At 73.5% G+C, this 13836-nt stretch carries 11 protein-coding genes; all 11 read right to left on the bottom strand.

What is annotated here, in order from left to right; genetic code table 11:
• Positions 1-94 precede the first annotated feature (94 nt).
• On the bottom strand, positions 95-1126 hold the full coding sequence (gene nrfD / locus ACIP4X_RS19335; RefSeq protein WP_401349573.1) for an NrfD/PsrC family molybdoenzyme membrane anchor subunit: 1032 nt from the start codon (positions 1124-1126) through the stop codon (positions 95-97).
• Positions 1123-2145, bottom strand: a complete 1023-nt coding sequence (locus tag ACIP4X_RS19330) for a 4Fe-4S dicluster domain-containing protein (RefSeq protein WP_401349570.1) — start codon at positions 2143-2145, stop codon at positions 1123-1125. Before ACIP4X_RS19330 ends, nrfD begins: the two co-directional genes overlap by 4 nt.
• Before the next feature lie 160 nt (positions 2146-2305).
• Positions 2306-4639 (bottom strand): prolyl oligopeptidase family serine peptidase, encoded by a 2334-nt coding sequence (locus ACIP4X_RS19325; protein ID WP_358732394.1) that lies wholly within the window; start codon positions 4637-4639, stop codon positions 2306-2308.
• Positions 4612-6396 carry an N-acetylglutaminylglutamine amidotransferase gene (locus tag ACIP4X_RS19320; protein ID WP_358732392.1) on the bottom strand — a complete coding sequence of 595 codons (1785 nt, stop codon included), beginning with the start codon at positions 6394-6396 and terminating at the stop codon, positions 4612-4614. The genes ACIP4X_RS19325 and ACIP4X_RS19320 overlap by 28 nt, the downstream gene beginning before the upstream one ends.
• Entirely contained in the window at positions 6396-6536 is a 141-nt protein-coding gene (locus ACIP4X_RS19315) for a hypothetical protein (RefSeq protein WP_358732390.1), read from the bottom strand. Before ACIP4X_RS19315 ends, ACIP4X_RS19320 begins: the two co-directional genes overlap by 1 nt.
• Positions 6537-6618: 82 nt before the next feature.
• Entirely contained in the window at positions 6619-7779 is a 1161-nt protein-coding gene (locus ACIP4X_RS19310) for a glutamate--cysteine ligase (protein WP_391455380.1), read from the bottom strand.
• Positions 7780-7923: 144 nt separating this feature from the next.
• On the bottom strand, positions 7924-8400 hold the full coding sequence (locus ACIP4X_RS19305; RefSeq protein WP_358732387.1) for a hypothetical protein: 477 nt from the start codon (positions 8398-8400) through the stop codon (positions 7924-7926).
• 351 nt (positions 8401-8751) lie between these two features.
• Positions 8752-9990, bottom strand: a complete 1239-nt coding sequence (locus tag ACIP4X_RS19300) for a cytochrome P450 (protein WP_358732385.1) — start codon at positions 9988-9990, stop codon at positions 8752-8754.
• A 61-nt stretch (positions 9991-10051) separates the two neighbouring features.
• The gene (locus ACIP4X_RS19295) at positions 10052-11446 is read right to left on the bottom strand and encodes an FAD-dependent oxidoreductase (RefSeq protein ID WP_358732383.1); all 1395 of its coding nucleotides are present in this window, start codon (positions 11444-11446) and stop codon (positions 10052-10054) included.
• Positions 11436-11681, bottom strand: a complete 246-nt coding sequence (locus ACIP4X_RS19290) for a ferredoxin (RefSeq protein ID WP_358732382.1) — start codon at positions 11679-11681, stop codon at positions 11436-11438. Before ACIP4X_RS19290 ends, ACIP4X_RS19295 begins: the two co-directional genes overlap by 11 nt.
• Positions 11682-11942: 261 nt before the next feature.
• Positions 11943-13613 carry a multicopper oxidase domain-containing protein gene (locus ACIP4X_RS19285; protein ID WP_391455387.1) on the bottom strand — a complete coding sequence of 557 codons (1671 nt, stop codon included), beginning with the start codon at positions 13611-13613 and terminating at the stop codon, positions 11943-11945.
• Between the last annotated feature and the right edge of the window lie 223 nt (positions 13614-13836).

Below are 13836 nucleotides of genomic sequence, written 5' to 3'. Positions count from 1 at the left end.
CGGTACTGCTGCTCGGTGCCGTCGGTCCGTGGCCCACCCCGAGGTACCCGGGCCGTACTGCGTGAAACCGCCTGCCTCTCCCTCTCCCGGGCCGTCAGTCCGCGCCGGCGGTGCGGAGGCGCTCCCGTTGGGGTACGACCGTGTATTTGGGGTCCTCCGCCGAGGCCACGCCCGCGTGGAACACGCCGAACCTGAGCGCGGCGGAGCCGGACAGCAGGGCCAGGCCGCCCGCCACGGCCGCCGCGCGCCCGCGATGGAGCCGCCCCGCGACCGCCGCCAGCACGGTGCCGCCCGCCGTGAGCAGCTCCGCCGCCCGCAGCAGACGCCCGGCCCCGCCCTGCTCGAACGGCTCGGCGGCCAGGCCCATCCGGCGCTTCATCAGCCGGAAGGCGCCCGTCTCCAGCCCGGCCGCGAGCACCGCCATACGGCGCGCGGGCCCCGCCTGCTCCGCCGGCACGAAGGCCAGCGCCAGCCCGGCGGCCGCGCCGGCGCCGGAACCGGCGAACACGAAGGGCATCTCCCGGTAGCCCTCGTGCCACGAGGGCACCGCCGTGTCGGAGATCAGCACGGCGGTGTAGGTGGCCACCGCCGGCCCCAGCACGGCCGCGCCCGCGGTGGCGGCGGCGCCCAGCACGCGGTAGCGGCCGGCGACGTCGGTGGCCGCGGCGGCCATCGTCAGCGGCGCGTACCCGGCGAGCAGCCACGAGCCCACACTCATCGGCGAGGTGGGCTTGAAGACGCGCAGCATGTTCACGAAACGGGCGGGCCGGCCGAGGTCGTGCACGAGCGCGACCAGCGAGGCGGAGATCGCGCCCGCCGCGCCCAGCTTCGCCGTCCGGGCGAGGGCGTGCCGCCCCGTGGCCTGCGCCCCGGCCGCCAGCAGCGACGATCCCCCGGCGAGGCCGCCGAGGTAGAGGTAGCCGGCGATGTCGACGGACTTCCAGGTCGGCTTCTTCAGGACCGGCTTGCCGTAGTAGGAGGAGAACCGGGCCTCGGGGACCATCGACTGCTCGCCGCGCCCGCGGCGGCGCCGGTGCCGTCCGTGCCCGTTGCCGCCGCCGGCCGGGGCGTCCCGGCCGGGCCGCGCCCCCGTCACGCCCTCACGGGTGACGTCGGATTCGCTCACCGTGGCCTCCTGACGAACGAGGCGACGCCCAGTGCCGCGAGCGACACGGCCGCGGTCGCCGCGTGCTTCCACATGGAGGGCAGATCCCGGGTGGTGACCACCGGGTCGGGCGGCAGGCCGTACACCTCGGGCTCGTCGAGCAGCAGGAAGAACGCGCCGTCGCCGCCGACCCCGTCGTCCGGGCTCTCCCCGTACAGCCGGGCGTCGGTGACGCCGGACGCGTGGAGCTGCGCCACCCGCGTCGCCGCCCGTTCACGCAGCTCGTCCAGCGGGCCGAACTGGATGGAGTCGGTGGGGCACGACTTCGCGCAGGCCGGTTCCATGCCGACGCCGAGCCGGTCGTAGCACAGGGTGCACTTCCAGACCCGGCCGTCCTCCTTGCGCTGGTCGATGACCCCGTACGGGCAGGCGGGCACGCAGTAGCCGCAGCCGTTGCACACGTCCTGCTGGACCACGACGGTGCCGAACTCGGTGCGGAACAGCGCCCCGGTGGGACACACGTCGAGGCAGGCCGCGTGGGTGCAGTGCTTGCACACGTCCGACGACATCAGCCAGCGCAGCTCGGTCCGCCCGTCGGGCGACACCGGGGAGATCACGTCGGCCGGCGCGCCCGCCGGGGCCGGGTCCGGCGCGGTGGGGGGCGTGGAACCGAGCTGCCGGGCCGCCTCGAACGCGTCGAAACCGGCGCCGTCCGCCCCCGGCTCCCGACCGCCGCCCAGCGGCCTGCGCTGCTCGATGAAGGCCACGTGCCGCCAGGTGTCGGCGCCGAGCCCCTGGGTGTTGTCGTAGGACATGCCGGTCAGTTCGAGACCGTCCTCCGGCACCGCGTTCCACTCCTTGCAGGCCACCTCGCAGGCCTTGCAGCCGATGCACACGGAGGTGTCGGTGAAGAAGCCCATCCGGGGCGGGGCGTCGGCGTATCCGGCCGCCTGCGCCACGTTCGGCAGCGGCCCGTACCACTGGTTCTCCCAGCGGGCGGTTCCGCCCGTACCGGTCGCCGACGTACCGGCTTCGGTCATGTCCCGGACCTCCTCGATCGCCCTTCCGCCGTGTTCCGCCTGCCGCCCGCCGCCCACGCCCGTTTCAAGCCTGGCACGGGTGCCCGGAGGGCGCGCGCCCGAAACCGCGCGGTCGCGGGCACGGGACACACGGGGCCGACGTAAGCGGGCCGCCCGCGTGTCAGCCGGTCAGGTGACGCTGGATCCAGTCGGCGGCGGTCCTGCGGAACGCACGGCGGTTGTCCGCGCGCCGGAAGTCGTGACCCTCCTCGCGCAGGACGAGCAGCTCCGCCCCCACCCCGCGCTCCCGGGCCGCCCGCACGAACTGCTCGGACTCGCCCGGCGGCACGTTGGTGTCGTGTTCACCGTGCACGGCCAGCACCGGCACCCGCAGCGCGTCGACACGGCTCATCGGGGACAGCGCGCGCAGCAGCTCACGGTCGCGTTCGGGATGCCCGTACTTGTGCGCGGCCGACTGGGCCAGCCACGGCTCGGTGCCCGCGAAGAACGTCGCGAAGTCCGACATCCCGCACACCGGGACACCGGTGCGGAACAGCTCCGGATGCCACACCAGGGACGCCATCGTCAGATAGCCGCCGTAGGAGTGGCCCATCACGGCCAGCCGGAGCGGGTCGGCCAGGCCCTCCAGGAGAACGTGCGCCGCGCAGTCGGCGACGTCGTCGATCGCCGCGAACCTGCCCCTGCCCAGATCGGCGTCCACGAAGGAACGGCCGTAACCGGACGAGCCGCGCACATCGGGGGCGAAGACGTCCAGTCCCCGGCCCAGCAGCTCGTGGTAGAGCGGGTCGAACACCGGGCGCTCCTGCTCCTCCGGGCCGCCGTGCAGATGCAGGACACAGGGGGCGGGCTCCCGCGGCGAGCGGCCCGGCGCACGGTAGTACCAGCCGCCGAGGCCCAGTCCGTCCCGGGCGACGGGGCGCATCTGCACCGGCCGTACGGGACGGTGGACGCCGGGGGCGACGACGTCCTCGTCGCGCGAGGACCACGGGGTGCGCAGCGCGGCGCCCTGCGGCAGCCACCAGACCCCCGGCCGGCGCAGCGATCCCGACAGCGCGACGACGGGCGCGTCCGGGTCCGCGGTGACGGCGACGCGGGTGACGACCTCGTGCGGCAGCGGCACGGCACGGGACGGGCCGAGGGCCGTTCCGGGCACCGGGATCAGCGGGACGACCTCAAGCTCGCTGACCCCGCGCACGTTCCAGGACAGCACGGCGCCGCGGCCGTCGCGGTCCACGGCCAGCAACTCAAGCCCGCTGCCGTCGCGTTGGGCGGTCACCGTCAGGCCGAGGCGCCGTCCACGCCGGTCGAGGGCGACCGCGTGCAGGGCGGCGTGCTCGCGGTCGTGGTCGCTGCGCAGCCACACCGTACGGCCGTCGGGCGCGAACGCGCCGATCCACGGGTCGCCGTCGGCCACGGGCAGCGCGCAGGTCACCCGCAGATCCCGGGTGCGCACCACCAGGGCCTCCCGCCGGGCCCGCGGTCCCCGGCGCACCAGTGCCAGCCGCCCGTCCCGGCTGATGTCGCACACGCGCAGGGTGGCGGCGTCCCGTTCGCTCGCGACCAGTGCGGGGGCGGCCGAGCCGTCGGGGTCGACGAGGTACGCGGACAGGGTCCGTGGCGTGGGTTCGGCCGGGGCCGTGCTGCTGTCGGCGGCGGAGACCGCGTCGACTCCGGTGACACGGGTCGTCGGCGGCCTGGGCCGGGACGGGGTGCCCAGGAGGGTGGCGCGGCCGTCGCGCGCGGTCCAGCCCTCCGGGTGGACCGTCGTGGCGGCGCCGGGCACGAGCGAGCCGGAGGGGGCGGCACCCGCGCCGGCCTCCGCCCCGACCGGGGGAGGAAGGTACGCGGGGGCCTCGGCGACCGTCACGGCGAGCGCCGAACCGTCGTGCGTCCAGCAGCCGAGGTACGCCGAACTCCCCGGCTCGCCGCCCGCCAGGACCCGCCGCCCGGTGCCGTCGGGGCGTACGCACAGCACGCGCGTATGCTCGCTGCCGCCCGGCGCGGTGGTGTACGCGATCCACCGGCCGTCGGGCGACCAGGAGACCTCGGTCACCGGATCCGGCTCGGTGTCCAGCAGGTGCACGTCGTCGCCGTCGACCGGGCCCGCCCACAACTGGGGCACCCCGCCCCGGTCGCAGATGAACGCGACGTTCCGGCCGTCGGGGTCGACGGAGGGGTACCAGCATCCGTGCGAGACGAGGACCCGCGGCACCGCGTCGAGCGGCACCGCCGTGTCCGGCACCAGCACGACCTCGGGCGCGGCCTGCGCCCCACCGCGCCCGACCTGTCCGGGGACGGCCGGCGCCGACGACGAGTGGCCGGCGAGGCCCTCGCGCGCGCGTGGCGCCCACCCCGGCGACGGGGCGCGCACGGGATCCGCCCCGTACTCGGCGTCAGCGGTGCGGGGCCGGTCCACTCGTGTGTCGCCCGCGTCCCCGGGCGGGGGCGCCCCGGGGAGCTCGCCGGTCAGCGGATTCCGTGGGTCTGCAGCCATATCTCCAGCAAAGCAACCTGCCACAGCGCGTTCGCCCCGCGCTTGGTGCGGTGGGCGTCCGGCGCGGCGAGCAGCTCGTCGACGTAACTCTGGCGGAACAGCCCGCGGGCCCGCGCCTCGGGGGCGGAGAGGGCCTCGCGGACGCGGAGCAGCACCGGCGCGGCCATGTGCTTGATCGCCGGGACGGGGAAGTAGCCCTTGGGCCGGTCGACGACCTCCTGCGGCAGGACCCTGCGGCCCGCCGCCTTCAGGACGCCCTTGCCGCCGTCCGCGAGCTTGAGCCCGGGCGGGCAGGCGGCGGCCAGTTCGACCAGTTCCTGGTCGAGGAACGGCACGCGGGCCTCCAGACCCCAGTCCATGGTCATGTTGTCGACCCGCTTGACCGGGTCGTCGACCATCATCACGTGGGTGTCGAGCCGCAGATCCGCGTCCAGCGCGGTCTCGGCGCCCGGCTCGGCCATGTGCGCCCGCACGAAGTCGCCGCAGACGTCGTGGCCGGACAGCACCGAGGGGTCCAGGATGCGCGCGAGGTCGGCGTGTGGCCGGTCGAAGTACGTCTCGGCGTACGCGTCGGCCGCACGGTGCCGGGGCACGCCGGCCATCGCCGGGTACCAGTGGTAGCCGGCGAAGACCTCGTCGGCGCCCTGGCCGCTCTGCACGACCTTGACCTCCTTGGCCACCTGCTCGGACAGCAGGTGGAAGGCGACCACGTCGTGGCTGGTCATGGGCTCGCTCATGGCCAGGACGGCACCCTCGAGGTCCTGCGAGACCCGGTCGGAGGGGACCATCAGCTGGTGGTGGGCGGTGCCGAAGTGCCGAGCCACCAGGTCGGAGTAGTGGAACTCGTCGCCCTCCTCGCCTCCCTCGGACTCGAAGCCGACGCTGAACGTGGCCAGGTCGCACTGCCCCTCGTCGGCCAGCAGCGCCACGATGAGGCTGGAGTCCAGGCCGCCCGACAGCAGTACGCCCACCGGTACGTCGGCGACCATCCGGCGCCGTACGGCCGTGCGCAGCGCCTTGAGGACCGCTTCCGTCCAGTCCTCGTCGCTCAGAGAGGCGTACTCGGGGCGGCGCGTGTACTCCGGCTGCCAGTAGCGGTGGTCGCGGTACGTGCCGTCCGGTTCGACGACCCGGACGGTGGCCGGCGGCAGCTTGCGCACGCCGTTGAGAATGGTGCGGGGCGCGGGCACGGTCGCGTGCCAGCTCAGGTACTGGTGCAGTGCGAACGGGTCGATGGACGTGTCCACCCCGCCGGCCGCCAGCAGCGCGGGCAGCGAGGAGGCGAACCGGAGCCGTCCCGGCGACTCCGCGAGGTACAGCGGCTTGATGCCGAGCCGGTCGCGGGCCAGGACCACCCGCCCGCTGTCCTGCTCGACGATCACGAAGGCGAACATGCCGACGAAGTGCTCGACGCAGGAGGTGCCCCACTCCACGTACGCCTTCAGGATCACCTCGGTGTCGGACTCCGAGAAGAACTGATGGCCCCGCGAGGCCAGTTCGCGGCGCAGCTCGCGGTAGTTGTAGACGCACCCGTTGAACACGCCCACGACGCGTGCCCGGGGGTCGGCCATCGGCTGCGCGCCGCTGTCCGTCAGGTCGATGATCTTCAGCCGTCGGTGGCCGAGGGCGACGGGCCCCTGCGACCACACCCCGCGGCCGTCCGGCCCGCGGGGCGCGAGCCGGTCGGTCATCCGCTCGACCGCGGCCAGGCCCGGCTGCCGGCCGTCGAACCGGACCTCGCCGCTGAGCCCGCACATCAGAGGGACCTCCCTTCCGCGACGGCCTCGACGGCCGCCGCGGGAGGTCTGCCGTCCGTGCCGGAGGCGCGGGGCGCCCCGAGGGAGGCCGGGACGGCCGGGCAGTCGGCGGTGGCTGCGGTGGCGGGAACGGGTGACATGGCGCTGACCACTCTCCTGGGACGGTCTCGGGCACCGCCGGTAGGGGCGGCACGCGGGTCGGGCCGGGACGAGAAGGGCCCGTCAGGTTCCGGCGCCTGCGATCGGGCTGGGACGGGGAGCGCGGACAGGGCGGGCCGGTGCGACCGCGCGCGGACCGGTGGCGCCGCGGGTCTCGGCGACCATGAGGTCGATGCTGGCGAGGAGGTCCTCCTCCTCGGCCGCGCGCCGCAGCCGGTGCGCGGCGCTGCCGCAGGCCAGGGCCCGGGTGAGGAGTTCGTGCACGGCCTCCCGGTCGCCGGACGCCTCCAGCGCGGGGCGGAGCCGTGTCGCCATGGCGCGCAGCACCTCGGGCGCGGGGGCCGGGCGCCGGGTGACCGGGTCGACCAGCGGCCCCTCCAGGCCCGAGCGGGCGGCTCGCCAGGCGGCGGCCCGCAGCCACTCGTGGTGGCCGTCGCACCGGCCGCCGTCCCCGCGGGCCAGCCGCTCGCAGGCGTCCAGGACCAGTGCCCGGAAGAGACCCGCGACCAGCACGACCGTCTCCACGCGCGGACAGGCGTCGCAGATCCGCAGCTCCAGCGTGGACTGGTGCGCGGAGGGCCGTACGTCGTGGTAGATCATGCCGGCGTCGGCGATGACGCCCGAGCGGATCAGCTCCTCCAGGGCGGCGTCGTAGGCGGCGGCGTCGGCATAGCAGCCGGGCGGCCCGGCGGTCGGCCAGCGCTGCCACAGCATCGTCCGCCAGCTCGCGTAACCGGTGTCCGCGCCGAGCCAGAACGGCGAGCTGGCCGACAGCGCGAGCAGCGGCGGCAGCCACGGCCCGACCAGGCACATGGCGCGTACGGCGGTGTCCCGGTCCGGTATGTCGACGTGCACCTGCGCGCTGCAGATGAGCTGTTCGTCGGCGACCCTGCGGTAGTCGTCGGCCATGTGCCGGTAGCGGCCCCCGGCGGTGATGTTGCCGGAACCGACCCGTGCCAGCGGCACCGTGCCGGCGGCCACTGTGGCCAGGCCGAGCGAGGAGGCCGCCGTGTCCAGCAGCCGCCGCGACCGGGCCAGGTCCGCGAGGAGGTCGTCGAGTGTGTCGTGGACCGAGCTGTTGGCCTCCACGACGGACTGCTGGAGCTCGGCGGTGAAACCGGGCCCGCGCAGCCGGTCCAGTACGGCGTGGGCCCGTGGCACCAGCCGGCCGCTCTCCACGTCGAGCACGTGGAACTCTTCCTCTGCCCCGATGCGCAGCGTCACGTCACGTTCTCCCCTTGCCTGGGTGATCACCCGGCCGTCGCGTCCGGTCCCTCCTGGGGACCCGCGGCTCCGGGACCCCCGAGTGCCCAGACCGGGACCTTCGCAAGCGTCCCGACGACCACGGACGAGAATCCGTGACGGGCATCAGTCCCAGAGGGGATACGTCTCCACGCGTGCGGCGCCTTCCGGGCGGGCCGCCGGGAACTCGAGGCTCAGCCGGGTGAAGTGCCGCAGTTCCGGGCGCTTCTTCCAGGGGGCCGGGCTGTCCAGCCGCACGATCACCGGGTAGTCGTGGAACCGTCCGGCCGCGCAGTAGGGCTTGCAGTCGTTGACGAGGTTGAAACCCCTGGCCGTCGCGGACTGTTCGTTCCACTGCGACCAGTGCAGGGCGGACAGGACGCTGTTGCCGTCACCGCAGGCGAGGATGAACGCGCCGGGCCGCTGTCGCGGCTTCCACAGGCAGTCGACCAGCACCGGCTGCCCGTCCGTCCGTTTCTCCGCGTGCGGCGAGTCCGTGTTCCCGTGCGGGGCGGCCGGCGCGGCGGAGGCCGTACCCGTGCTCGCCGCGAGCAGCCCCGCCGCGCAGAGCGCGACCGCTGTCCTCACTGTGTGTCTGCCCATGTCCGCTCCCGGCCGACGACGTCCTGACTTCTAAAAGACGCTACGGCCGAGTCGGTCGACGTACCACTTGTGCGGGGCGGGGGCGTACGCGTGTCGAGCGGGCCGTCGTCCGCGTCCTGCTGGCAGGAGACGCACAGTTCGTGGTGACCGTCATCGGTGACGACGGTCCCCCAGCCCAGGCAGGCCTCGCAGCCGCGGGCAGGACCCAGATCGGGGTGGGGAGGCGGGGTCGCGTTGTGGTCGGCTCCGTACGCCATACCGTGGCGGCTCCTTGAAGCGGCAGTGGGGGGATGCATACCATTTTGTCCTGTTTTTGAGATCTGTCCAGACACTTTCCCGGTTCTTGGCGCATTACGAACGCACCGAGTCGACGGCGACGTTCAGATGGCGCGGGCCGCGCAGCACCGCGTTCCGCCGGTAGGGCGGCGGATCCTCCACCAGGCGGGGGTTGTCCAGGCGGCGGGCCAGTTCGGCCAGCGCGAGCTGCGCCTCCCGCCGGGCCAGCGGTGCGCCGAAGCAGATGTGGATGCCGCTGCCGAAGCCGAGGTGCTCGATGTCCTCGCGGTCGGGGTCGAACCGGTCGGGATCCGTGAACCGCTCCGGGTCCCGGTTGCCCGCGGCGAGCATCAGCCAGATCCGCGCCCCCTTGGGAATCGTGACCCCGCGCAGCTCGATGTCGGTGATACAGGTGCGCTGCGGCACCAGCTGCACCGGAGGCTCGTAACGCAGAAGTTCCTCCACGATCCTGACGGACAGTCCCGGATCCTCACGCAGCCGTTGTAGATACTCCGGGTGGCGCAGCAGGGTGAGCATCCCGTTGGTGATGAGGTTGACCGTCGTCTCGTGGCCCGCGATCAGCAGCAGCACCGCCGTGCTAAGCACCTCCATCATCGCCATGGTCCCGTCCGCGCCGTGACTGGCCGCGAGATCGGACAGCAGGTCGTCGCGGGGCTCCTTGGTGCGCTGCTCGACCAGACCCGCCAGGTACATGCCGAGCTGCATCCGGGCCTCCTGCGCGGCGTGCTGCACGTCGTCGTCGGTGCGCTGCCGGGTCTCCGGGTCCAGGGCGGCGACGATCGGGTCCACCCAGGCGCGAAAACGCGGCTCGTCCTCGCGCGGCACTCCGAGCAGCCGGCAGATCACCGTCACCGGGAACGGGTAGGCGAACTGGTCGACGAGGTCGATCTCCCGCGCGTCGCCGAACCCGTCGATGAGCTCGGTGATGATCCCGCCGAGTTCTCCGCTCATGGAGTCGATACGGTCGGGCCGGTGCGGTGGGCCGAAGGAGCTGTTGGCGATCCGCCTCAGCCGGTCGTGCTCGGGCGGGTCGAGCCTGATGAAGCTTGGCGGCAGCCCGGTGGCCTCCGGTCCCGACAGCTCGTCCACGCCGGCGGCGGTGAGGTTGGTGGCGTCCGAGCTGACCCTGGGGTCGTGGAGCAGCCCGAGGATGTCGTAGTACGAGCTGACGGCGTAAGGGCCGTCCTCCTCCTCGTGCAGCACCGGCGTCCTGCGCAGCTCCTCGTAGAGCGGATACGGGTCGGCGCGGTTGGCGTAGTCGGTGATCCGGTGCAGGAGCGGGCCGTGCGTCATGTCGGGTCCTTGGGGCGTGGAGGTCCGGGGATCCCGGATCCGGGAGGGGAGCCGGGCCGGCTCAGTGGCGGGACGGCGTGAAGACCAGTTGCCGGTCGGCCGGGGAGTAACCGCTGAGGGTCACGGTCGGGCCGTGCGTCGGCAGCGACGGGTCGGGGAAGTCGGCCGGCACCGGCTTGCGGCCCTCGGGGCGGCGGTCCACCGTCGGGAACTCCACCGGGAACGGCGCGCCCGTCTCGATCAGCCGCTGGTAGAACTCCAGCCACCGCGTGTTGTCGAAGCTCACGGCGGCGATCACGCGGCCCTGGTACCCGTACACGCCGACGAACCGCCGCTCGGTCAGCGACCCCTGGGTGATCATGACCTCCTCGCCCAGGGACGGTACGCCGACCGACTTGATGTTCACGCCGAACTGCGAGGACCAGAACGCGGGCACCCACATGTGCGGGCGCCGGTCGGCGGCGTCGCTGATCATGTTGTGCGCGGCCACCTCGGCCTGGGCGACGGCGTTGCCCCAGTGCTCCAGGGACAGGAACTGGTAGCCGAACAGCGGATGCGGGGAGCGGGCGACGTCGCCCGCGACGAAGACGTCGTCGGTGACGATGCCCCGGAAGTCGAAGGCCCGGCAGCCCGCGTCGCAGGCGATGCCGCGCGGACCCGCACCCAGCCCCGAGCCGGCCAGCCAGCCGGTGTTGCGGGTCGCGCCCAGCGAGACCACCACCACGTCCGCCTCGACGGAACTGCCGTCGGACAGGTGAGCGACCCGCACCCGGCCCGTCGCGTCCCCCTCCAGACCGGTCACCATGATCCCGGTGCGCAGGTCCACCCCGTTCTCCCGGTGCAGCTCCGCGGCCACCGCGCCGATCACCCCGCCGAGCGCGCCCACCAGGGGAGCGCCGGCCCGCTCCGCGACCGTCACCGTGATGCCCTGGTCCCGGCACGCGGAGGCGATCTCCGAACCGGTGAAGCCGGCGCCGATGACCAGCACCCGGCGCGGCGGCGCCTTCATCCGCCGGTGCAGACGGGCCGCGTCGTCCCGGGTGCGCAGCACGAACACCCCGTCCAGCTGGGCCTCTTCCTCCTTCGGCCAGGGCCGGGCGTGCACGCCGGTCGCGATCAGCAGCCGGTCGTAGGGCACCTCGTCGCCGTCGGCCAGCCGCACCCGCCTGGCCGCCATGTCCAGACCGGTCGCCGCGACCCCGAGCCGCCAGGTCGCGTCGACGTCCCGGCGCCGGGGCAGCTCGGTGTGGTCCGGGGACGCCTTGCCGAGCAGTACCGCCTTGGACAGCGGGGGACGGTCGTACGGCTCGTAGGGCTCGTCACCGATCAGGGTGAGCGATCCGGCGAACCCCTCGGCGCGCAGCGTCTCGGCGGCCCGCAGGCCCGCCAGCGAGGCACCCACGATCACGATCCGGCCCTCGCGTCTGAGCCACTCGTGGAACGCCTCAGCGGGCATCGGAGGCTCCCCGCCCGGCGCCGACGGGCTCCCCGCCCGTCTCGGGCAGTCCCTCGGCCGTGATCGCCTGCACCGGGCACGCCGCGACGGCGCGGGCGACCTTCTCCCGCTGCTCCGTGCCGGGCCGCGGGTTGTAGACCAGCGACTCCTCGCCGTGCATGGTGAACACGCCCGGTGCGAGAAACGCGCACTGCGCGTATCCCTGGCACTTGTTGAGATCGACGACAAGCCTCATTGGCGACCCGCCCTTCCGGCGGCCAGGTCCTCGGGAGCCACCCGCGCGGCGGACACCCTCGGACGGCGGTCATCCCACGTCAGGATCGAAGCCCCGGCGCCCTCCCCGCGCGCCAGGACCCGCCGATGGGGTGACACCGGGCGCGGGGCGGAGGAGCGGCGGGTTCCAGTCGCGAATGAGTGACGGTCCGCCGTGCCCGGCCCAGGAAGCGGGCCCGCCCGGCCGCGCGCGGTGTCCGCGGCGGCCGGGCGGGCCCGTCGGTCACTTGAGGTAGCCGAGGATGGTCATCATTCCCGACTCGGAGTGGTACTGGTTGTGGCAGTGGAGCATCCACAGCCCCGGGTTGTCGGCGTAGAAGTCCACCACCAGCTTGTCCTGCGGCAGCACGATCGCGGTGTCCTTGCGGGGGCCGTTGCCGTCCGGGCCGACGAGGGCGAAGGTGTGGCCGTGCAGGTGCAGCGGGTGCCACATGCCGGTGCGGTTGTGGAACGTGATCCGGACCCGCTCGCCCTGACGGACCGGATGCCGCTGCTCCACCGAGTACGGCCGGCGGTCGAAGCTCCAGTCGTACCACTTCATGTTGCCGGTCAGCTTGATCTGGATCTCGCGGTCCGGCTCCTCGTCGGGGAACGTCACCGAGTCGTCCGCGGTCAGCTGGTGGGCCAGCAGGAGGCGCCCGTCCAGCTCGTCGATGTGGACGGAGGGCGGGGGCAGGTCCCTCGACCTTCCGGTGTTCAGCACGGCGAGGGCGCGCGCGTCCTTGCCCTCGGCCAGCGCGACCAGCGGGAACACCCCGTCCTCGGCGGTGATGACGACGTCGTACCGCTCCGCCATGCCGATGAGCAGCGAGTCCGTCGTGATGTGATCGACCGGGTAGCCGTCCGTGTGCGTCACCGTCATCTCGTGGTCGCCCAGTGCGACCCGGTAGGCGGTGTCGGCGCTCGCGTTGATGAACCGCACCCGGATGCGCTCGCCGGGACGGGCCCGGAAGACCGAGGGGTCGTGCGGGACACAGCCGTTGATCAGGTAGTACGGGTAGTCGACGTTGCCGCCCATCCCCTGCAGGATGCGGCTGAGTCCGGCCCGCAGCATGCGGTCGGGGCCGTGGGACGAGCCCTGCGGGGCCGAACGTCCGCCGTGGCCGCCGTGGCCCCCGCCGTGCATGTCCATGCCGCCCATGTGCATGCCGCGGGGAACGGGCCCCTTGACCTTCTGCAACTGCGCGAGCACGGCCTCCGGAGTGGAGCCGCCCAGGCCGTCCACCCAGTCGTCCAGGACGACCACCCATTCCCTGTCGTAGGACAGGGGCTCCCTGGGGTCGTCGATGATCAGTGGTGCGTACAGACCGCGGTCCAGCTGCATGCCCTCGTGCGAGTGCAGCAGGTAGGTGCCGGGGTGGGACACGACGAAGCGGTAGTTGAACTCCGAGCCGGGTCTGATGGTTCTCTGGGTCAGGTCCGGCACGCCGTCCATGTCGCAGCGCAGCCGCACACCGTGCGAGTGCAGCGTCGTCCCCACCGGCAGGCGGTTGCGCAGCGTGAGGTCGAGGATGTCACCCGCGGTGGCCCGGACCTGCTCGCCGGGGATCTCGTCGCCGTACGCCCAGGTCTTCACGGTCTTGCCGTCCAGGTCGAACGACGTCTCCCGGGCGGTGAACCTGTACTTGCGTACCGGCCCGCGCCCGCGCCTGTGTTCGGCGGCCAGGACCTCCGGGTCGGACGGGTTCACGTATCCCTTGGGTCCCTTGGGCACGAACGGACGGAAGCCGTCGACGGCCCCGGGGCCCCGCGCGGTCTGCCCCGAGCCCGGCGCGGACCCCGAGTGCGGGCCGGGCTCCGCGTGGGGGCCGGCCCCGGAGCAGGCGGTCAGGAGTCCCGAAGCGGCAGCCGTGACCGAGGCACTGAGCAAGGTGCGCCGCGAGTATGTGTGCATGAGTCGAATAACACACGTTTTGCGCCGATATGTGCGAGAACCGGCACGGCGCGTCTGGCGATCTCGGCAACCATTGCCCTGGTGACGGGGTGATATGAGGCGCGGCCCGCGCGGCGACGTGCCCCCGCCGGGCATCTGCGCTATGCTCGATCTTGAGCGCGTCGCCGGAACTCCCGGTGATCGGCTGTGCGTTGGTGGTCCAAGGAAAGACGCCCCGCTTCCT

This window comes from Streptomyces sp. NPDC088817 (genome assembly GCF_044750345.1).
Classification (GTDB): Bacteria; Actinomycetota; Actinomycetes; order Streptomycetales; family Streptomycetaceae; genus Streptomyces.
This window is presented reverse-complemented; position numbering and strand designations above follow the sequence as displayed.